Genomic DNA, 18,124 nt, shown 5'->3' on the forward strand with positions numbered 1-18,124 from the left:
GTGACCGGCCGATCTGTGAAAATGGGGGAATGAGCTCACAGCCTCCCGCGTCGGCGCCCGAAACGCCCGGCAATGAAACCCAGGCAGTCCGCCAGCACAGCTCACACAGCCACAGCGCCCAGGGCCAGAGCCTGGAAGGCGCCCTCCAGAAGGCGGGCTTCTACCCCCGCCTCGTGGCCGATGTCGTCGATGACGCCTTGGACGGCCGCGACTGTGTTGCCCACCTTGTGCACTTGGAAACCCACTTCGACCGGGCTGAGGTCCGGCGCCACATCACCGTTTTGGTGCTCACCGCGGACATGCTGGTGATCACCCATGTGGACGACCAGCAGCTGGACGAGGCCGGCGAGCAGATCGTGGCCCAAATCTCCACTGAATCCGTTCCCGTGGCCCAGATCCGGTCTGTCGTGCTGAGCTACATGTACTCCCAGCCGCAGAACTACAAACCCTCCGACCCCGTGCGCGAGGTAACGCTGTCCATCGCCTGGTCCGGCGGCCAGCGGCTGGACATGGGCCCTGCCAGCTGCGGGGATCCCCAGTGCGAAGCGGACCACGGCTACAGCGGGACCATTGCACAGGAGGACATCGTCCTGCGCATCAGCGCCGAGGCGGACGGCCTGCAGGCAGTGCAGGACGCCAAGCTCTTCGCCCGTGCACTTCGTGCCGTGAACACCGGTTCCCCCGCCCCGCAGCCCCACGTGCAGTCGATGCCGCCGCGGCCGCGCCCGGGAGTATTCGGCAACCGCCTCAGCCGCGGGCACCAGCAGCGCTGATGCCCGAAGACCGCCACCCGAACCCCGACGTTTCCGCCCGGCCCCAGGTTGTCCTGCCGCCAGCGCCAGCTTACGGGCAGCGCTCCATCGCCGACGTGCTCACCAGCGCCGCGGCAAGCCTGGGGGTGGACGGGTTTGAGAATACCCTTGGCCTGCCTGCCGCGTCGCGCGTGTGCGTGGTGCTGGCGGACGGCCTGGGCCGGAACCTGCTGAAGCAGAAATCTGCGCACACACCCTTCCTGCGTTCAGTCGTCCAGGCCGGGCAGGGCGCTGTTCCTGTCTGGCTGGATTCGGCATTCCCTTCCACCACCGCAGCCGCCCTGGCCAGTTTTGGCACGGGTCTCCCGCCGGGCCAGCACGGCATGGTGGGCTATGACGTGCTGGACCCGGAACAGGACAAGGTAGTCAACCTGCTCGGGAACTGGGATGCCGGCGTCGACCCCGCGACGTGGCAGCCCTTTCCCACCGTGCTGGAACGCGCCGAGGAACACGTGGACGTCACCACCGTCAGCCTGCCGCAATTCGGCGGCTCACCCATGACCCGGGCCGCCTTGCGGGGCGGCAAATTTATTTCGGCCACCACGGCGCACGCCCGCACGGAAGCCGCGGCCGAGGCCATGTCCGCCCCCAATCCCGCGCTGATGTACTTCTACCTGAACGAGCTGGACAAGGCCGGGCACCGCTACGGCTGCCAGTCCGAGCAGTGGGAGCACCAACTCGAAGAGCTCGATGCAACCGTGAAGCGGCTCAACGCTTCCCTGCCTGCCGGCACCACCATCCTGCTCACCGCGGACCATGGCATGCTTGACGTCCCTGAGCAGCAGCGCATCGATTTCTCCGCTGAGCCTGCCTTGGTGGAAGGGGTCCGGCATACCGCAGGGGAGCCCCGAATGGTCCATCTCTACCTTGAACACGGTGCGGGGGAGCACGTCCGGGACCGCCTGCTCTCGGCATGGCGGGCACGCTTCGGAGAGCAGGTCTGGGCATTCACCCGCGAGGAGGCACTCGCGGCGGGCCTGTTCGGCACGGTCCGTCCCGCCGTCGAGGGCCGGATCGGAGACATCATGATCGCGGCGAGGGACGCCGTCGCCCTGTACGACACACGCCGCGTCCGACCCAGCGCCATGGAAGTGGTGGGCCAGCACGGCTCGCTCACCAAAGCCGAGCGGGAGGTCCCCCTGCTCTGCTTCACGGCTGGCGGCAAGAGTTCCCGCCGTGGCTGAACTGGTCTTTTTCTCCGGCACCATGGACTGCGGAAAGTCGCCCCTGGCACTGCAAATGGACCACAACCACCGGGCCAGGGGGCGCGGCGGAGTGCGCTTCAGCCGCAACGACCGCGCCGGCGAATCGCGCATCTCCAGCCGGCTGGGCCTGCAGACTGACGCGGTGGAAGTAGTGGATGGCACCGACTTCTGGGAGGAAGTCATGCTGCGGCGCACGCAGGGGCAGCGGGTGGATTACCTGATCTGCGACGAGGCCCAGTTCTATACGCCCGAGCAGGTGGAACAGCTGGCGAAAGTCGTGGACGAGATCGACGTGGACGTCTTCGCGTTCGGTATTACTGCCGATTTCCGTACCCGGTTGTTTCCCGGTTCCCAGCGGCTCGTCGAACTCGCGGACCGGGTGCAGGTGCTGCAGGTGGAGGCGCTGTGCTGGTGCGGGCGGCGCGCCACCCACAATGCCCGGACGGTCGACGGCGTCATGGTCACCGAAGGCGCGCAGGTGGTGGTGGGCGACGTGGACATGGCGGGAGACTCCGCCGCCGCACCCGTGGCCGGCGACCACGTCCCCGTTGTGGGCTACGAGACGCTATGCCGCAGGCATTACATGCGGCGTGTCACCGCGCATGGCGCCGCCTTGATGGGCCAGCAGGACCCGCTACTGCCGTTCGAAGTGGACGCCTGCCTGTGGCGCGGATCGGGTGCAGCCGGGACTTAGAGCCGGCACTAGCCTGCGCTGCTCTGGGACCGGCCTGTGTTTCTAGAACCGCATGACGCGGTCCGACGTCACCTCCTGCCCGGTAGGAATTGCTGCGCTTTGGCATAGACACCGGACGCAGGTCTCGCGCCACCTGCTGCTCGGGGAGTTGCTGCTCCGGCACCGCGGCCATTTGCCGCTTGCTGCTCCTTCGTCGCTCTGACGCAAGCTACACAAATGACCCCGGCACCCTCGCTGGACTTCGGGCACCGAGGCCAGCTATCCACTCCGCGACGCGCGGTTACTGGCTGCCTTGACGTGCCGTTTCCATAAAAAATCCAAAAGTTTTTCCTGAGACCTGCGTAGGGGCCCTGTTTTGTCAGACCCCCTCGCCATGATGGGTGTATGGAAGCGAACCCGGCAGTGGTGCAAGCGGAGGCGGCCGTTGTGGCTGCTGTCGCAGCGTTCATGGCGGTGCTCGCTGGCCGCGATACAGCTGTTTCCGGGTCCGCGGTTGAGTTTGATGATCCGTTGCAGCGGGTTGCTGATGGGGCTTTGGATGTCCTGGCCGCGGTGGCACGGTCGGAAGCGAAACTGGCGGCGGTGAAGGCGGAGGCGGTCGCGGTGTTCGCCCGGGCCACGAAAGCGCTGAACGCTCCGGCACGATCGCCGTATGAGGCGACGGCGCAGGAGCGGAGCCTGGTGGCCGAGGTGGGGTGTGTGCTGGCGATTGGTGACCGGGCCGCCGGTGCCTTAATCGCCGATTCCCATGCCCTGACGACGTTCCTGCCATGGACCCTTTCGGCTTTGCATGCCGGGACGATGTCCTGGGCGCACGCCCGGAGCATGGTGGACCAAACCGCGAGCCTTGACCCTGCCGGAGCCGCGGCGTTGGAGGCGCACTTCCTGGACCCGGCCACGCCGAGACTGGCCGCAGCCGCCGCCGTTGGGGAGATGCCGGCGTACCGGTTCAAGGCCAAGGCCAGGGCCTGGCGGGAACGCCACCATCCGGAGAGCCTGGAGAAGCGGCACGCCAAGAGTGTGGCGGACCGGCGCGTCGAATTCTGGCCGGACATCGACGGGATGGGCTGGATCGCAGCGTGCCTGCCCGCAGACCAGGCCTCCGCGATCTGGGACCGGCTCACCACCCTCTCCCGGGAAATGCAGGGACCAGATGAACCCCGCACCCTGACCCAGCTCCGGGCCGACAACTTCGCCTCAGGGCTCCTCACCACCGGGCCCGGCATCAGCACCGGAAACAGTTCCAGCAACGGCGGAAATGGTTTTGGCAACGGCGGGGCCAACAGTGCCCGCAGCGCCGGTGGCGGCGGGGAGGAAACCGGCCCCGGGCAGGGATCTTCGATTCGGGCGCAGGTGCTGGTCACCGTGCCCGTGTTCTCGCTGCTGGGCCTGACCGACGAGCCGGCGGTGCTGGACGGGTCCGGCCCGATCCCGGCGTCGATGGCACGTGATTTGGTCGCGAACGGGGCAGGCTCGTTTTACCGGGTTTTGGTGGATCCGCGGGATGGGGCGCCGTTGGAGATGGGCCGGACCAGCTACCGGCTGACCAAAGCGATGCGGAACTGGCTGCGGCTGCGGGACGGCAAGTGCCCGTTCCCCGGCTGCAGCAACAACTCCGTGGATAACGAAGCGGACCACCTCCTCGCCTGGCACCAAGGCGGCACCACCGGCATCAGCAACCTCGGCCAACCCTGCCCCAAACACCACAAACTCCGGCACAGCGGCGGCTGGAAACCAACACCGGCCACCAAAACCGAACCACCCGGCTGGACCTCACCCACCGGGCGGCACTACAAAAGCGAACACCAGGACTGGGAACCACCAGTGTGGCCGGAATGGCTAGCGCCGGAGTGGGTGGCGGACGGGCAACACGCTGATGGCGCCGTTCAATTCCAACTAATGTCTCATCCTGCTTTGCCCCACCTGGACCAGTTGGACCTCGAGCTGTCCAATATGTGTGGCAAAAATCCAAGTCTGCCGGAACAAGGTATGCCTTCTTCTGAAACCGACTATGAGGACCCGCCTCTCGAGGACCTGCCGGACTTCGACATTCCTGAGGACCCCGGGATCCCCGAAGACGAACTGCCCGAAGACCCATTCGCCGAGTGGCATCTGATGCTGGCCTTAGCGGTCCACGCCTAGTCAGGAAACGCAGAACGAGTGTGAAGCCTCAGGCTCCGACGTTTTGCAGCTGGAGCGCTAGTCGCCCCGCGTACCGAAGACGATCTCGTCCCACGAAGGGACGCTGGAGCGCTTGGGCCTGCCCGGCTGGCGCTCAGGGGCGCCCGTCTCCGGAAGTTGGCCCGTAACGGGGGAGTTGTCATCGATCCGCGGAGCCGGCCGCCGAGGATTCCCGCCCAGCAGCTCGTTCAAGCCTCCGCCACTAACAGGACTGCCGTCGGTGTTGCCACTGCCGTTACTGTTGCCACTGCCGTTACTGTTGGCACCGCCATAGCTGTTGCCACTGCCATCACGGGTGCTGTTGGCGTCAGCGTTCCCGGCTTCGGGGGTGCTGCCGGAGGGCCGGCGGGGGGACGCCACGATGGTGATTTCGCGGGTATCGGTACTCACGCCGTCGTGCAGCTTTAAAGCGTCTTCCATGGCGTCCCGGTGCGGAGGAATGAGGCTAAGCCGGGACAGCATGGAAGGCCTGGCGTCGCGGCGGCGGGTAAAGGAGTTGGCCTGTGCGGCAGGGGCTTCGGGGGTGTCATCCTGCGACTGGTCGCCGGGCTCTTCCGGTTCAGGCGTTACTTCGGACGGCCTGGGGTGGGCAGCGGGAACGCCGTGGGTCAGGAGCAGGGCCAGGGCGTCGTCAGAATCCTCGTCGACCCCCAGGCGCTGTCCGCGGCGGGAGCGCAGCATGTCCAGGAGTCCGTCTGATTCTTTGCCGTCAGCCTGCTCGGCCTCGGGACCGGGACGCGGGGCAGGGCGGGCGGAGTCGGCGTCGGCTTCGAAGTCGAAGGGGCGATCGGAGACTGCAGAGAGCCTGCGGGCGGGGACGGGCCCATCCAAGGGCTCGAGCTCGCTGAGCTGCTGCGCCCACCGGTTTGCGTTCTGCAGGGACTTCCTGCCCGGGTTGAACGTCCATAGTGCCGGCGGCTCCTCGCCGATGCCGGCTTTTCCGCCGGTATTGGCCGCGAAGCTGGCCGAGACCGTCCAGGTTCCGTCCTGGCGCCGCCAGGAATCCCACTCCACGGTGGAGGGATCAATGCCGTGGGCGGACAGCCGGTGCGCCACCATGTCATTGAGCGACGCGGGATTGTCCCCAAAAGCAGACCGGTAGATGTCGTGACCTGGCGAGGGTGAAGCGACCTCGACCTTCCGTGCCTGCTGGGCGACGTACTCGCGCTCCGCCAGGACGGGTCCCTCGTAGCGTTCCACCTTGGCCAGCGGCAGGCCGGAGAGTTCCGCCACGTCCGCAGCAGTCGCACCTGCCCGGATCCGCGCCTGGATGTCCCTTGGAGACATGGGCACGGCAGACCGCTCGACAGGCGCCCTCCCGGCCGACCTGGTCGCGGTCCTCAGCGCTTCGTCGATCGGCAGCTGGAACATCTCGCCGCCGGCACCGCTCAACAGGAGATGCGCCCCGTCGTCGTGTACGCCTACAAGCCGTAGATCCTGCATACAAATCCTCCACCCTGGCATTACTATCAATCGAAACTCTGCCACCCGCTGATCCCGTTTTGGCTCAAGGGGCAGGGCGCGCCGCGATATTCCGGCCCGGGGTTGGGTATAGGGGCCTGTCCGGAAGGGACGGTCGCGCCGCGGCCGGGCACAAACCCGGGACATCCAGCGTTATGAGGGGGGTTGTTCACAGGCAGGCAAAAGGAAGAGGGATACGGCAACAATGGCCACCGATTACGATGCGCCGCGCAAGTCTGAGGAAGAGCTCGGAGAGGATTCCATTGAAGAGCTGAAGACCCGGCGCTCTGACAAGCCTGTTGCGGTGGTGGACGAAGACGAAAGTGATCTTGCCGCCGGCTACGAACTGCCCGGCGCAGACCTTTCCGGTGAAGAACTGACGGTTCAGGTGGTTCCCGCCCAGGCAGATGAGTTCACCTGTTCTTCCTGCTTCCTGGTCCGGCACCGCTCCCAAATCGCCCGGGAAAAAGATGGCCGCTTCTACTGCAAGGAGTGCGAAGGCTGATCCGTGGGCAGGATATAAGCAGCAGCCGGCACGTCGGGTGGGCCGGCGGGCCGGGGTGCAGTTATGACGACGGCGAGATGCGGCCGGGCGGGCGGGTCACCGGCGTGACAGCGCCGCAGTCAACTCATCCGGGTGCCGCGAGGAGGCCAGCCAGTAAGGCGTCTGGTCGGAGGGATCCGTAATTTCGATCTTGACCACGGGGTCGATCCAGCCGCGGATGCAGAGGTAGGCCAGGGCGTTCAGACCGGTCCCGCGTTCGGCTGTTGCTTCCGGACCCCGGAATGCCTCAACGGCGCCCACGAACCTGCGCTCGATGCTGGCCCGGCCCACCGTTAGGGAATCGTCGGTGACCACGATGGCCGGGGTGGACAGGATCAGGAGAACAGCCATGATGACAAAGAGCACGCCGGCGGCCGTGAAACCCGCTGCCGTGCTGATGGGCGCAAATACCAGGATGCCTGCTCCTGCCACACCCGCAGCGATGATCCAGATCCATACGTTGGGCCAGAGCTTCTCCCTATAGATCACCGCAGCCCCAGTGGACGGTTTTGGGGGAACGGGCGCAGGGGAGCTTGATTCGGGCATATGCCCAGCTTTCCATCTTTGTTCAGCTATTTCATCTTGGGGGAACCGTTCCTGTACCGCATCCCGTTCCCCGGCGCTGCAGTTCCGTGAGCTTGCCCTAGGACTGATTTGGGGGCGCGGGTTAGAGTGAGTGACTGTGACTGATCATCCCGCCACAGTAGATACTTTCCAGGTTGAAGCGAACGGAGCCGGCACCGCCGCGCCCGCCATGGCTTCAAGTGCTCCCACCCTGCAGGTCCAGCTGAAGATGCTGGATCCGGACCTGGAGGCCCCGTCCTATGCCCACCCGGGCGACGCCGGCGCAGACCTTCGTGCCCGCGTGGACGTTGTGCTCCAGCCGGGGGAGCGGAAGCTGGTCCCGACGGGCGTGGCCATAGCCCTTCCTGAAGGCTTCGTCGCACTGATCCATCCCCGTTCGGGCCTGGCCACAAAGCACGGACTTACGATCGTGAACGCTCCAGGAACCGTGGACGCCGGCTACCGCGGCGAGATCGCTGTCACCCTCCTGAACACGGATGCGACGCAAAGCATCGAACTTGGCCGCGGCGATAGAATTGCGCAGATGGTAATTCAGCGCGTCGAGTACGCGCAGTTCATCCCCGTCAACGAATTGAGCGAATCGGTACGTGGCACTGGAGGTTTCGGCTCCACCGGCGGCTTCAACCTGCCGGAAGCCTGACCCTTATCTCTTCCCTCACCCGTTTTGCCGCGTCGGCGCTTGCACGCCGGACGGCAACAAAGCACGACGGCGGGACCCCCACGGGCCGGACCGGCAAAACTTCACACATAAGGAGAAACCCCAATGGTCTTTGGGCTCGGCAGGAAAGCCAAGAAGGAACAAGCAGCCGAACCGGACGACGTGTCCGCTGAGGTGGAGACTGCGGAACAGGCAGTGGATAGTTCCGGACGCCGCTCGAACGGCCCTTTCGACGAATCCGAAATCAGCAGCCGCGATGGCTATGTTGACCTGGGCGCGCTCCTGATCACCCCGAGCGAGGGCCTCCAGCTCCGGCTCGAAGTGGAAGAGGCCACCCAGCGCGTCGTCGCGGTCACCCTGGACCTCAACGGCTCCAGCCTCCAGCTCCAAGCTTTCGCAGCACCCAAAAGCGAGGGGCTCTGGGACGAGATCCGCGAGCAGATCGGCCAGTCCGTGGGAGTCCAGGGCGGGCAGGTCGAGGAGGTCGAAGGCACCTTCGGAACCGAACTCGTTGCCAAGCTGCCCGCGGGACTGCCGGACGGCAGCCAAGGCTACCGGGTGGCGCGCTTCATTGGAGTGGACGGCCCCCGCTGGTTCCTGCGGGGCGTACTGGGTGGGGCAGCGGCACTGGAACGCCCTGCAGCGGAACCCCTCGAAGCGCTGTTCCGCCAAGTGGTTGTGATCCGCGGCGACAGCCCAATGCCGCCGCGCGACTTGCTGCAGCTCCGGCTGCCCAAGGACGCCACCACCACGCCGCCGCCTGCTGCACCCGCACTTCAGGAACCTGAACGTGGTCCTGAAATTACACAGATTGGCTGACAACGGGTCCGGGGGAGCTCCGCTGAACGAAAGCGACGATGTTCCCCTCAGCCGGCTGCCGGACAAAGGCAGGGTGGTCTGCCGGGGCCGCATCGAATCGGTAACCTATGTTCCGGCGGAGCAGACGGCGGCCTTCAGCGCCATGGTCTCTGACGCCGATCCCCGCGAATCAGGAGCCGGCGCCGCTGCCAGCCCCCGTGGGCGGCTTCGTGTGGTGTGGCTGGGACGGCGGCGCGTGCCGGGCATCGACGCCGGCACCGAAGTACGGCTCAAAGGGATGCTGTCCCGCGTCGACGGCCAGCCCACCATGTTCAATCCACGCTACGAAATACTGTCCCGCCAGGAGAACGAATGACTGCGTCCGAGCCCAACCCGTCCTCCGGTCCAACAGGCCCGAACGGCGCAGCGCCACAGGGCGCTGGTCCGCAAGGCGTTGACAAGGACAAACTGCCGGACGGTGTGGGCCAGGAGCCCTCCCCTGTAGCTGGCCTCGCGGCAGACTACGCCGCAAAAGCAGGGCTGCACCGGACCCATGACGGCCGCGTGGATGTGCTGCGCAGCGCCGGTGGTGTCCAGGGCATTGCCGAAAGCATCCTTCCGGGACTGTTGTTCCTCGTGACGTACACCATCACCCGGGACCTCACAGTTTCGCTCGTGGCCGCGCTGGCCATCGCCGCAGTATTCACTGTGGTCAGGCTGGTGCAGCGGCGTCCCCTGACACAGGCGCTGGCCGGCGTCGTCGGTGTGGGCATCTCCGCCTGGCTCGCCAACACCACCGGAAAAGCCGAGGACTTCTACCTTCCGGGCTTCTTCACCAACGCGGCCTACATCGTGGCAATGGTGATTTCGATCCTCGTGAAGTGGCCGGTGGCCGGGCTGCTCTTCGGGTTCATCCGCAACGAGGGCCTGGACTGGCGCAAGGACCCGGCCCGGCTCAAGGCGTACCGCCTCGGCACCTGGATCATCGTGGCAGTCCTGGTGCTCAGGCTTGTGGTGCAGGTTCCCCTCTACCTCCTGGGACCGGAAGGGTTTGCCGCGCTGGCCACCACCAGGCTCCTTATGGGTGCACCCCTGTACATCCTGGGAATTTGGATCGCATGGCTCGTCACCAAGCCTGCCCCGGTTGCCGAGGCGGCGGACGGCGCGCCTGCAGAAGGCTAGCCGCCTACCCGTCGAACCCGTCGTCCTCGGGGCCTTGCTGCTCCAGGTGCCCCGCTTCTTCCGCAGGCCTGGGCTGCGGAGATTCGAAGGAGTCGGGGGAGAGCAGCGCCCGCAGCTCGTCCTCGGCGGCGATGGTGGTGACGAAAAACAGCTCGTCACCGCCGTCAATCACGTCGTCCCGGCTCGGTGTGATCGGGGCATGGTCCCGAAGGATGGCCACCAGCGTGGAGTCCTCCGGCCAACGGATTTCCCCTACGGCCCGGCCGATCACGTGTGAATCATGCGGAACGGTGAACTCCACCAGTGCGGACACGCCCGTCTGGAGGGTGAGGAGCCGGACGAGGTCGCCGATCTCCACAGCTTCCTCCACCAGAGCCGTCATCAGCTGCGGAGTGTTGACCGCGACGTCCACGCCCCAGGAGTCGTTGAACATCCAGTCGTTCTTTGGATTGTTGACCCGGCCCACGGTTCGGCCAACGCCAAATTCGGTCTTGGCCAGCAACGAAACAACAAGGTTCACCTTGTCATCACCGGTGGCCGATACCACCACGTCCGCGTCCTCAACCCTGGCGCCCTGCAGCGTGCTCAGCTCGCACGCGTCGCCGACCAACCAATGGGCGCCGCGGAGTCCGCTCCGTCCAATAACCTCCGGCTTCAGGTCGATCAGGAGGATTTCATGTTTGTGCGCCAGCAATTCCCTGGCAATGGACGAACCGACACTGCCGGCCCCCACGATCACGACTTTCACTGAAACTCCTTGGCGGGGGCTTTGGACAGGATCTGGGCCACCTGGGCGCTGCGGTCAACCTGCAGCATGGCGTGCACGGTGTCGCCGTCCTGGAACGCGGTTCCGGCATCGGGCAATAATCCTTCGCCGAACCGGGTGAGATAGGCAATGCGGATGTTCGCCGCTTTTTCGATGCTGCTGATCCGGTGGCCGATCCAGCCGGCGTCGAGATCAAGCTCGGCGAGCACCAGGCGTCCGGATGGTTCCCGGAAATCACCGGCCAGGTGCTGTTCCGGAAGGATGCGGCGCAGCACCTGGTCCGCGCTCCAGCGGACTGCCGCCACCGTGGGAATTCCCAGGCGCTGGTAGATCTCGGCCCGGCCGGGATCGTAGATCCGGGCCACGACATGCGGCACGTGGAACGTCTCCCGGGCAACCCTGGTGGCCAAGATGTTGGAATTGTCGCCGCTGGAGACCGCGGCAAAGGCGTACGCGTCGGCCACGCCTGCCTGCTTCAGGGTGTCCCGGTCGAAACCGACCCCGGTCACCTTGCGCCCGGTGAAACCCTGGCGGAGCCTGCGGAAAGCGCGGTCGTCCTGGTCAATGATGGCCACGGAGTGCCCGGCGTCTTCGAGCGTATGCGCCAACGTCGCCCCCACGCGGCCACATCCCATGATCACGAAATGCGCCACCAGTATCTCCTCTGTATCTTTCCCCACGGTCCTGCCGCTAGAACTCTACCGTCAGCGTCCCGGTTCCGGCTGTCCACAGGCTGTCATGACACAGCCCGCGAATCAGACTAGCTTTGTGGGGTGCTGACAATATTGAACGCCGCGAAGCGCGTGCTCGTGGGCAGGCCGTTCCGGAACGACCGGATGGCCCATACGCTGCTTCCCAAGCGGATCGCACTTCCGGTCTACGCATCCGACGCCCTGTCCTCCGTCGCTTACGCGCCCGATGAGATCCTGCTCACCCTGGCGCTGGCAGGTGTCAGCGCAGTGGCGTTTTCACCCTGGGTGGGACTGGCCGTCATGGTGGTCCTGCTGACGGTCGTTGCCTCCTACCGGCAGAACGTCCACGCGTACCCTTCCGGGGGCGGGGACTATGAGATCGCCGGCGAAAATCTGGGGAAGTACGCGGGCCTCACCGTGGCATCGGCCCTGCTGGTGGACTACGTCCTTACCGTGGCCGTGTCCATGTCCTCAGCCGCCGCCTACGTGACCACAGCCATCCCGGCCCTGCACGGACAGCAGGCGGTCATCGCGACCATCGGCGTCGTCGTCCTTGCCTTGGTGAACCTGCGCGGCGTCAAGGAGGCCGGGAGCGTCTTCGCCGTCCCGACGTACATTTTTATGGCCTCGATCCTCGGTATGACGGCGGTGGGAATCTTCCAGGCGGCCACTGGCCAACTGGGGGAGGCCCCGTCAGCTGCCTTTACCATCGTGCCCGCGCCCGGCTTCGACGAAGGGCTGGTGGGGCTCGCAGGCGCCTTCCTCCTGCTGCGCGCCTTCTCCTCGGGTGCCGCCGCACTTACCGGCGTTGAAGCCATCAGCAACGGCGTGCCGAATTTCAAGCCGCCGAAAAGCAAGAACGCAGCCACCACGCTGCTGCTCCTGGGCGTGATCGGCGCATCCATGCTCGCAGGCATCATCTACCTGGCCAACGCCACCAAGGTCCACATCGTCCTGGACCCCGCCACCGAGTTCCTGCTGAACGGCAGCCCGCTCCCCGAGGGTTACATCCAGACCCCTGCCATCAGCCAGATCGCCCAGACCATCTTCGGCCCCGGATCCATCCTGTTCTACATCGTGGTGGCGGCCACCGGCGTCATCCTGGTGTTCGCGGCCAACACCGCCTTCAACGGCTTTCCGGTGCTCGGCTCCATCCTCGCCCAGGACGGCTACTTGCCGCGCCAGCTGCGGACCAGAGGCGACAGGCTGGCTTTCAGCAACGGCGTCCTGGCCCTCGCCGCGGGAGCGCTGGTGCTTATCCTCGCCTTCAACGCGGACGTCACCAAGCTCATCCAGCTGTACATCGTGGGCGTCTTCATCTCCTTCACGGCCAGCCAGCTGGGGATGATCCGGCACTGGGGCCGGCAGCTCAAGCTCGCCAGGGACAAGGGAGTCCGACGGCGGATGGCCAAGTCCCGTGCGATCAACAGCATCGGCTTCGGCATGACCGCCCTGGTCCTTGTCATTGTGCTGGTCACCAAGTTCGAGCAGGGGGCATGGATCGCGCTGCTCGCCATGTTCGTCCTCTTCCTGATCATGTGGAGCATCAGGGCCCACTACGACAACGTGGCCAGGGAGCTGGCAGTGGATGAGGACTCCTCCCCGCGTGCCCTGCCCACCCGGGTGCATGCCGTGCTGCTGGTGTCCCATGTGCGCAAGCCGGTCCTCAGGGCCCTGGCCTACGCGAGGGCGTCCAGGCCCTCAAGGCTGGATGCGGTGACCGTGGACATCGACCCCGAGGAAACCGCAGGCACGGTAGCCGACTGGGAGAAGCTTGACATTCCCGTGCCGCTGACGGTGCTGGCCAGCCCCTACCGTGAGACGGTGACCCCCATCATGGAGTACGTCAAGCAGATGCGGCGTGACTCCCCGCGGGACCTGATCGTGGTCTATATCCCCGAATACGTCGTGGGCAAGTGGTGGGAGCAGCTCGTCCATAACCAGACCGCGCTGCGCATCAAGACCCGGCTCCACTTCGAACCCGGCGTTATGGTGGCCAGCGTTCCCTGGCAGCTCAAATCATCCGAAGAAGCAAAGAACCTGCAGGACATCCAATGATTGCAAAGACACAAACCCAGCCGGCGCTGACCGGAGAAGCGGGCACGGAAGTAGTGCTGGACGTCGGACCGGTGGCGCACGGCGGCCATTGCGTCGCCAGGCACGAAGGACGCGTCATCTTTGTCCGGCACGCCATCCCGGGCGAAAAAGTGCGGGCGCGGCTGACGGACGCCGATGAAAAGGCGAAGTTCTGGCGCGCCGACGTGGTTGAGGTGCTCGAAGCCTCACCGGACCGCGTGGACCACTTCTGGCGCCCTGCAGATTCGCGCCGCGCCTGGGGCCACGGACATCCGCCAGTCGGCGGTGCGGAGTTCGGCCACATCACCCTTGCCCGGCAGCGCAGCCTCAAGGCAGACGTGCTTGCTGAACAACTCAAGCGGCTCGCCGGCGTCGAACAGCTGCCGGACGGCTGGGACGGATCGGTGGAAGCTGTGGGCGGCCCCACTCCGGCGCCGGATGCAGGTGCTGAGGCAACAGGTGACGGCGGGGACGGCCTCCGCTGGCGGACGCGGGCCAGTTTCTCGGTCACCCCCGGCGGCAAGCTCGGTATGCACGCCCACCGGTCGGGGCACATCATCCCCATCCATGAGATGCCGCTGGCCATCGATGCCATCAACAACCTCCGCTTGTGGGACCTCGACCTGCAGGGCGTTGACCGCGTGGAGGTGGCTGCACCGGCCAACGGGTCCAGGCCTCTGGTGCTGCTGGCCGCGGCCGAGGGAACCAAGCCCAAACGCCTGGCTGCCATCGCGGCCGCACTTCCCGCTGACGTCTCCGTTGCCGCCTTCGATCCCGCCACCGAGGAGGTGCAGCAGGTGCGGGGCCGGCTGTGGGTTCAGGAATCTGCCGCCGGGCACGAGTACCGGGTGACCGGCGCAGGGTTCTGGCAGATCCACCGCGACGCGCCCGGGACCCTTGTGGGGGCTGTCACAGAATTCCTGCAGGGCGGCGGCTTCCTCCACCCCGGCGCGGTGGTGGCCGACCTGTACGCTGGAGCCGGCCTCTTCACTGCCATCCTGGCCGACGCGGTGGGCGAGACGGGGTCCGTCCTCTCAGTGGAGGGCGCTCCCGGAACCAGCCGGGACGCACGCAAGAACCTGCATGCGGCACCCCAGGTGGAGATCGTCCAGGGCCGCGTCGAGCGGGTCCTCCGCCAGAAACCGCGGGACTTCGACGCCCTCATTCTTGATCCGCCCCGGGCCGGGGCCGGAAAGGCGGTAGTGGGCCAGCTTGTTGCGGCGGCCCCGCGTGCCATTGCCTACGTATCCTGCGATCCGGCGTCGTTCGCGCGGGACGTGGGGTACTTCCGGCAGGCCGGCTGGGAGCTTGCAGGCCTCCGGGCCTTCGACCTCTACCCCCACACCCACCACCTGGAGACAGTCGCGCTGCTGACACCGCGTCCCTGATACCGGAACCGGTATCGACTACTATGGCGGTAGTAGTCCCACGTCGCGCTCCGTAATCACGGCCGGCCGTGTGCAATTTTCGGGCCCCGCACTAATTAGGGCCTCCTAACTAGCAGGCGGTCAACCGCGCGACAAAGATGAAACTGTTGCGAGAGGAGTCCTGCGATGAGCACTGTGGACAGCTTCGGTTCAAAAGGCAAACTTAATGTAGCCGGAACCGATTACGAAATTTTCCGGTTGAACTCCGTTGAAGGTTCAGAAAACCTTCCGTTCAGCCTCAAGGTATTGCTTGAAAACCTGTTGAGGACCGAGGACGGCGCGAACATCACTGCCGATCACGTCCGCGCCTTGGCAGGCTGGGATCCCAACGCCCAGCCCGATACAGAAATCCAGTTCACGCCCGCCCGCGTGATCATGCAGGACTTCACCGGCGTTCCCTGCGTGGTTGACCTGGCTACGATGCGTGAAGCGGTCAAGGAACTGGGCGGCGACCCCAAGCGGGTGAACCCCCTGGCACCGGCCGAGATGGTAATCGACCACTCGGTCCAGATCGACGCCTTCGGCAACTCCGGCGCGCTGGAGCGCAACATGGAGATCGAATACCAGCGCAACGGGGAGCGTTACCAGTTCCTGCGCTGGGGCCAGACGGCGTTCGACGACTTCAAGGTGGTTCCCCCGGGAACCGGCATCGTGCACCAGGTCAACATCGAGTACCTGGCCCGCACCGTGATGACCCGCGAGGTTGACGGCGCCCTGCGCGCATACCCGGACACCTGCGTTGGTACCGACTCACACACCACCATGGTCAACGGCCTGGGTGTGCTCGGCTGGGGCGTCGGCGGCATCGAAGCCGAGGCGGCCATGCTGGGCCAGCCCGTCTCCATGCTGATCCCGCGCGTTGTGGGCTTCAAGCTGACCGGATCCATCCCTGCCGGTGCCACCGCAACCGACGTGGTGCTCACCATCACCGAGCAGCTCCGCAAGCACGGCGTTGTGGGCAAGTTCGTCGAGTTCTACGGCGAAGGCGTCGCCGCGGTGCCGCTGGCCAACCGCGCCACCATCGGCAACATGAGCCCGGAATTCGGTTCCACGGCTGCGATGTTCCCGATCGACGACGTCACCCTGGACTACCTGCGCCTCACGGGCCGCTCAGACCAGAACGTGGCCCTTGTTGAGGCCTACGCCAAGGAACAGGGCCTCTGGCACGATCCTTCCCGCGAGATCAAGTTCTCCGAGTACCTGGAACTGGACCTGTCCACGGTTGTTCCGTCCATCGCCGGCCCCAAGCGCCCGCAGGACCGGATCGAACTGACCGAGGCCAAGGACGAGTTCCGGCACGACCTGAAGAACTACGTCTCCCACGATGCCGACGCCGGTACCCTGGACGAATCGCTCGAGGAGACCTTCCCGGCCTCCGACTCGCCTTCCTTCACCGCCGGAACCACGCACATCTCCGACACCGACCGGGAGCCCCCGAAGTACTCGGCGGGCCACGGGGGAGCGGGACGCATCTCCCAGCCCGTTCCGGTCAAGATGGCTGACGGCCGCGAGTTCGAGCTGGACCACGGTGCAGTCACCATCGCCTCGATCACGTCCTGCACCAACACGTCCAACCCGTCGGTCATGCTGGCCGCCGCGGTCCTGGCCCGCAACGCCGTCGACAAGGGTCTCACGTCCAAGCCGTGGGTCAAGACCTCTGTTGCACCGGGCTCCAAGGTAGTCACCGACTACTACGAAAAGTCCGGCCTGACCCCCTACCTGGAGAAGCTTGGCTTCTACATCGTGGGCTACGGCTGCGCCACCTGCATCGGCAACTCCGGCCCGCTGGAAGCCGAAGTTTCGGAAGCCATCCAGGCGAACGACCTCGCCGTCGCGGCTGTCCTCTCGGGCAACCGCAACTTCGAAGGCCGCATCAACCCGGACGTCAAGATGAACTACCTGGCCTCCCCGCCGCTGGTCATCGCCTACGCCCTGGCCGGTTCCATGGACTTCGACTTCGAAACCGACGCCCTGGGCCAGGACCAGGCCGGCAACGATGTCTTCCTCAAGGACATCTGGCCGAACCCGGTTGAGGTTCAGCAGGTCATCGATTCCTCGATCGACAAGGAAATGTTCGCCAAGGGCTACGAGGGTGTCTTCGAGGGCGACGACCGCTGGAAGGCGCTCGACACGCCTGCCGGTGACACCTTCGCGTGGGATCCGAACTCCACCTACGTCCGGAAGCCCCCGTACTTCGAGGGCATGCAGGCACAGCCTGAGCCGGTCAAGGACATCACGGGCGCCCGCGTGCTCCTGAAGCTGGGCGATTCGGTCACCACCGACCACATCTCCCCGGCCGGTTCCTTCAAGTCCGACACCCCTGCCGGCCAGTACCTGCTGGCCAACGGCGTGGAGCGCAAGGATTTCAACTCCTACGGTTCCCGCCGCGGCAACCACGAGGTGATGATCCGCGGAACGTTCGCGAACATCCGCATCAAGAACCAGATCCTGGACGGCGTCGAAGGTGGCTTCACCCGCGACTTCACCCAGGAAGGCGGCCCGCAGGCCTACGTCTACGATGCTGCGCAGAACTACCAGGCAGCGGGCACCCCGCTGGTGGTCCTGGCGGGCAAGGAATACGGTTCCGGTTCCTCCCGTGACTGGGCTGCCAAGGGTACCGCCCTGCTGGGCGTCAAGGCTGTCATTGCCGAGAGCTACGAGCGCATCCACCGCTCCAACCTCATCGGCATGGGCGTCCTGCCGCTGCAGTTCCCGGCCGGCGAATCCGCTGCCACCCTGGGCCTGTCCGGCACGGAGACGTTCTCGGTTGAGGGTGTAACCGCCCTGAACGAGGGCACCACGCCGAAGACGCTCAAGGTCACCGCAACGGGCGAGGACGGCAGCTCGACGTCGTTCGACGCCGTACTGCGTATCGATACCCCGGGTGAAGCGGATTACTACCGCAACGGCGGCATCCTGCAGTACGTGCTGCGCCAGATCTCCGCGAACTAGCGGTAGCTGCCCAGCAGGCACCACCCTCCGAAGCCCCGGCCGGTCACCGACCAGCCGGGGCATCGGCTTTTCTGGTGCGTCTGGTCCTGCG

The 18,124-nt window shown here is 65.8% G+C and carries 16 protein-coding genes; 12 read left to right on the forward strand and 4 right to left on the reverse strand.

What is annotated here, in order from left to right; translation table 11 throughout:
• The first annotated feature begins 29 nt into the window (after positions 1-29).
• The 4 genes from M8J71_RS08445 to M8J71_RS08460 all read left to right on the forward strand — a co-directional run bounded on the left by M8J71_RS08445 (position 30) and on the right by M8J71_RS08460 (position 4,853).
• Positions 30-773, forward strand: a complete 744-nt coding sequence (locus tag M8J71_RS08445; RefSeq protein WP_256247482.1) for a DUF5998 family protein — start codon at positions 30-32, stop codon at positions 771-773.
• Entirely contained in the window at positions 773-1,996 is a 1,224-nt protein-coding gene (locus M8J71_RS08450) for an alkaline phosphatase family protein (protein ID WP_256247483.1), read from the forward strand. Before M8J71_RS08445 ends, M8J71_RS08450 begins: the two co-directional genes overlap by 1 nt.
• Entirely contained in the window at positions 1,989-2,711 is a 723-nt protein-coding gene (locus tag M8J71_RS08455; RefSeq protein WP_256247484.1) for a thymidine kinase, read from the forward strand. Before M8J71_RS08450 ends, M8J71_RS08455 begins: the two co-directional genes overlap by 8 nt.
• Positions 2,712-3,095: 384 nt before the next feature.
• Positions 3,096-4,853 carry an HNH endonuclease signature motif containing protein gene (locus M8J71_RS08460; RefSeq protein ID WP_256247485.1) on the forward strand — a complete coding sequence of 586 codons (1,758 nt, stop codon included), beginning with the start codon at positions 3,096-3,098 and terminating at the stop codon, positions 4,851-4,853.
• 57 nt (positions 4,854-4,910) lie between these two features.
• Here M8J71_RS08460 and sepH read toward each other — a convergent pair whose 3' ends face one another.
• Positions 4,911-6,335 (reverse strand): septation protein SepH, encoded by a 1,425-nt coding sequence (gene sepH / locus M8J71_RS08465; protein ID WP_256247486.1) that lies wholly within the window; start codon positions 6,333-6,335, stop codon positions 4,911-4,913.
• A gap of 223 nt (positions 6,336-6,558) precedes the next feature.
• Between sepH and M8J71_RS08470 the strand changes: the two genes are divergently transcribed.
• Positions 6,559-6,858: a DUF4193 domain-containing protein gene (locus M8J71_RS08470; RefSeq protein ID WP_163163146.1), complete on the forward strand. Its 300-nt coding sequence runs from the start codon at positions 6,559-6,561 to the stop codon at positions 6,856-6,858.
• 96 nt (positions 6,859-6,954) lie between these two features.
• Here the strand turns inward: M8J71_RS08470 and M8J71_RS08475 are convergent, their stop codons facing one another.
• Positions 6,955-7,443 carry a DUF3093 domain-containing protein gene (locus M8J71_RS08475; RefSeq protein WP_256247487.1) on the reverse strand — a complete coding sequence of 163 codons (489 nt, stop codon included), beginning with the start codon at positions 7,441-7,443 and terminating at the stop codon, positions 6,955-6,957.
• A 136-nt stretch (positions 7,444-7,579) separates the two neighbouring features.
• Between M8J71_RS08475 and dut the strand changes: the two genes are divergently transcribed.
• The 4 genes from dut to M8J71_RS08495 all read left to right on the forward strand — a co-directional run bounded on the left by dut (position 7,580) and on the right by M8J71_RS08495 (position 10,120).
• Positions 7,580-8,122 carry a dUTP diphosphatase gene (gene dut, locus M8J71_RS08480; RefSeq protein ID WP_374114825.1) on the forward strand — a complete coding sequence of 181 codons (543 nt, stop codon included), beginning with the start codon at positions 7,580-7,582 and terminating at the stop codon, positions 8,120-8,122.
• Between the two features lie 123 nt (positions 8,123-8,245).
• The gene (locus tag M8J71_RS08485; RefSeq protein ID WP_256247488.1) at positions 8,246-8,959 is read left to right on the forward strand and encodes a DUF3710 domain-containing protein; all 714 of its coding nucleotides are present in this window, start codon (positions 8,246-8,248) and stop codon (positions 8,957-8,959) included.
• On the forward strand, positions 8,952-9,314 hold the full coding sequence (locus tag M8J71_RS08490; RefSeq protein WP_256247489.1) for a hypothetical protein: 363 nt from the start codon (positions 8,952-8,954) through the stop codon (positions 9,312-9,314). Before M8J71_RS08485 ends, M8J71_RS08490 begins: the two co-directional genes overlap by 8 nt.
• Positions 9,311-10,120, forward strand: coding sequence for a DUF3159 domain-containing protein (locus tag M8J71_RS08495; protein ID WP_256247490.1), 810 nt, complete (start codon positions 9,311-9,313; stop codon positions 10,118-10,120). Before M8J71_RS08490 ends, M8J71_RS08495 begins: the two co-directional genes overlap by 4 nt.
• Positions 10,121-10,124: 4 nt before the next feature.
• Here the strand turns inward: M8J71_RS08495 and M8J71_RS08500 are convergent, their stop codons facing one another.
• Both M8J71_RS08500 and M8J71_RS08505 read right to left on the reverse strand, forming a co-directional pair.
• Positions 10,125-10,868, reverse strand: a complete 744-nt coding sequence (locus M8J71_RS08500) for a potassium channel family protein (protein ID WP_256247491.1) — start codon at positions 10,866-10,868, stop codon at positions 10,125-10,127.
• Positions 10,865-11,539, reverse strand: a complete 675-nt coding sequence (locus M8J71_RS08505; protein ID WP_256247492.1) for a potassium channel family protein — start codon at positions 11,537-11,539, stop codon at positions 10,865-10,867. The genes M8J71_RS08500 and M8J71_RS08505 overlap by 4 nt, the downstream gene beginning before the upstream one ends.
• A 120-nt stretch (positions 11,540-11,659) precedes the next feature.
• Here M8J71_RS08505 and M8J71_RS08510 point away from each other — a divergent pair, with 120 nt between their 5' ends.
• The 3 genes from M8J71_RS08510 to M8J71_RS08520 all read left to right on the forward strand — a co-directional run bounded on the left by M8J71_RS08510 (position 11,660) and on the right by M8J71_RS08520 (position 18,033).
• The gene (locus M8J71_RS08510; protein ID WP_256247493.1) at positions 11,660-13,636 is read left to right on the forward strand and encodes an APC family permease; all 1,977 of its coding nucleotides are present in this window, start codon (positions 11,660-11,662) and stop codon (positions 13,634-13,636) included.
• Positions 13,633-15,042 carry a class I SAM-dependent RNA methyltransferase gene (locus tag M8J71_RS08515; RefSeq protein WP_256247494.1) on the forward strand — a complete coding sequence of 470 codons (1,410 nt, stop codon included), beginning with the start codon at positions 13,633-13,635 and terminating at the stop codon, positions 15,040-15,042. The genes M8J71_RS08510 and M8J71_RS08515 overlap by 4 nt, the downstream gene beginning before the upstream one ends.
• Before the next feature lie 165 nt (positions 15,043-15,207).
• Positions 15,208-18,033: an aconitate hydratase gene (locus tag M8J71_RS08520; RefSeq protein WP_256247495.1), complete on the forward strand. Its 2,826-nt coding sequence runs from the start codon at positions 15,208-15,210 to the stop codon at positions 18,031-18,033.
• Positions 18,034-18,124: the final 91 nt, after the last annotated feature.

It is taken from the genome of Pseudarthrobacter sp. R1 (assembly GCF_024494415.1).
Taxonomy (GTDB): domain Bacteria; phylum Actinomycetota; class Actinomycetes; order Actinomycetales; family Micrococcaceae; genus Arthrobacter.

What these genes read in the sequence shown, in the direction of transcription:
- M8J71_RS08485 (WP_256247488.1), top strand. Translation starts at nt 8,246, where the DNA reads ATGGTCTTTGGGCTCGGCAGGAAAGCCAAGAAGGAACAAGCAGCCGAA.
- sepH (WP_256247486.1), bottom strand. Translation starts at nt 6,335, where the DNA reads ATGCAGGATCTACGGCTTGTAGGCGTACACGACGACGGGGCGCATCTC.
- M8J71_RS08470 (WP_163163146.1), top strand. Translation starts at nt 6,559, where the DNA reads ATGGCCACCGATTACGATGCGCCGCGCAAGTCTGAGGAAGAGCTCGGA.
- M8J71_RS08475 (WP_256247487.1), bottom strand. Translation starts at nt 7,443, where the DNA reads ATGCCCGAATCAAGCTCCCCTGCGCCCGTTCCCCCAAAACCGTCCACT.
- M8J71_RS08460 (WP_256247485.1), top strand. Translation starts at nt 3,096, where the DNA reads ATGGAAGCGAACCCGGCAGTGGTGCAAGCGGAGGCGGCCGTTGTGGCT.
- M8J71_RS08515 (WP_256247494.1), top strand. Translation starts at nt 13,633, where the DNA reads ATGATTGCAAAGACACAAACCCAGCCGGCGCTGACCGGAGAAGCGGGC.
- M8J71_RS08520 (WP_256247495.1), top strand. Translation starts at nt 15,208, where the DNA reads ATGAGCACTGTGGACAGCTTCGGTTCAAAAGGCAAACTTAATGTAGCC.
- M8J71_RS08450 (WP_256247483.1), top strand. Translation starts at nt 773, where the DNA reads ATGCCCGAAGACCGCCACCCGAACCCCGACGTTTCCGCCCGGCCCCAG.
- M8J71_RS08445 (WP_256247482.1), top strand. Translation starts at nt 30, where the DNA reads ATGAGCTCACAGCCTCCCGCGTCGGCGCCCGAAACGCCCGGCAATGAA.
- M8J71_RS08495 (WP_256247490.1), top strand. Translation starts at nt 9,311, where the DNA reads ATGACTGCGTCCGAGCCCAACCCGTCCTCCGGTCCAACAGGCCCGAAC.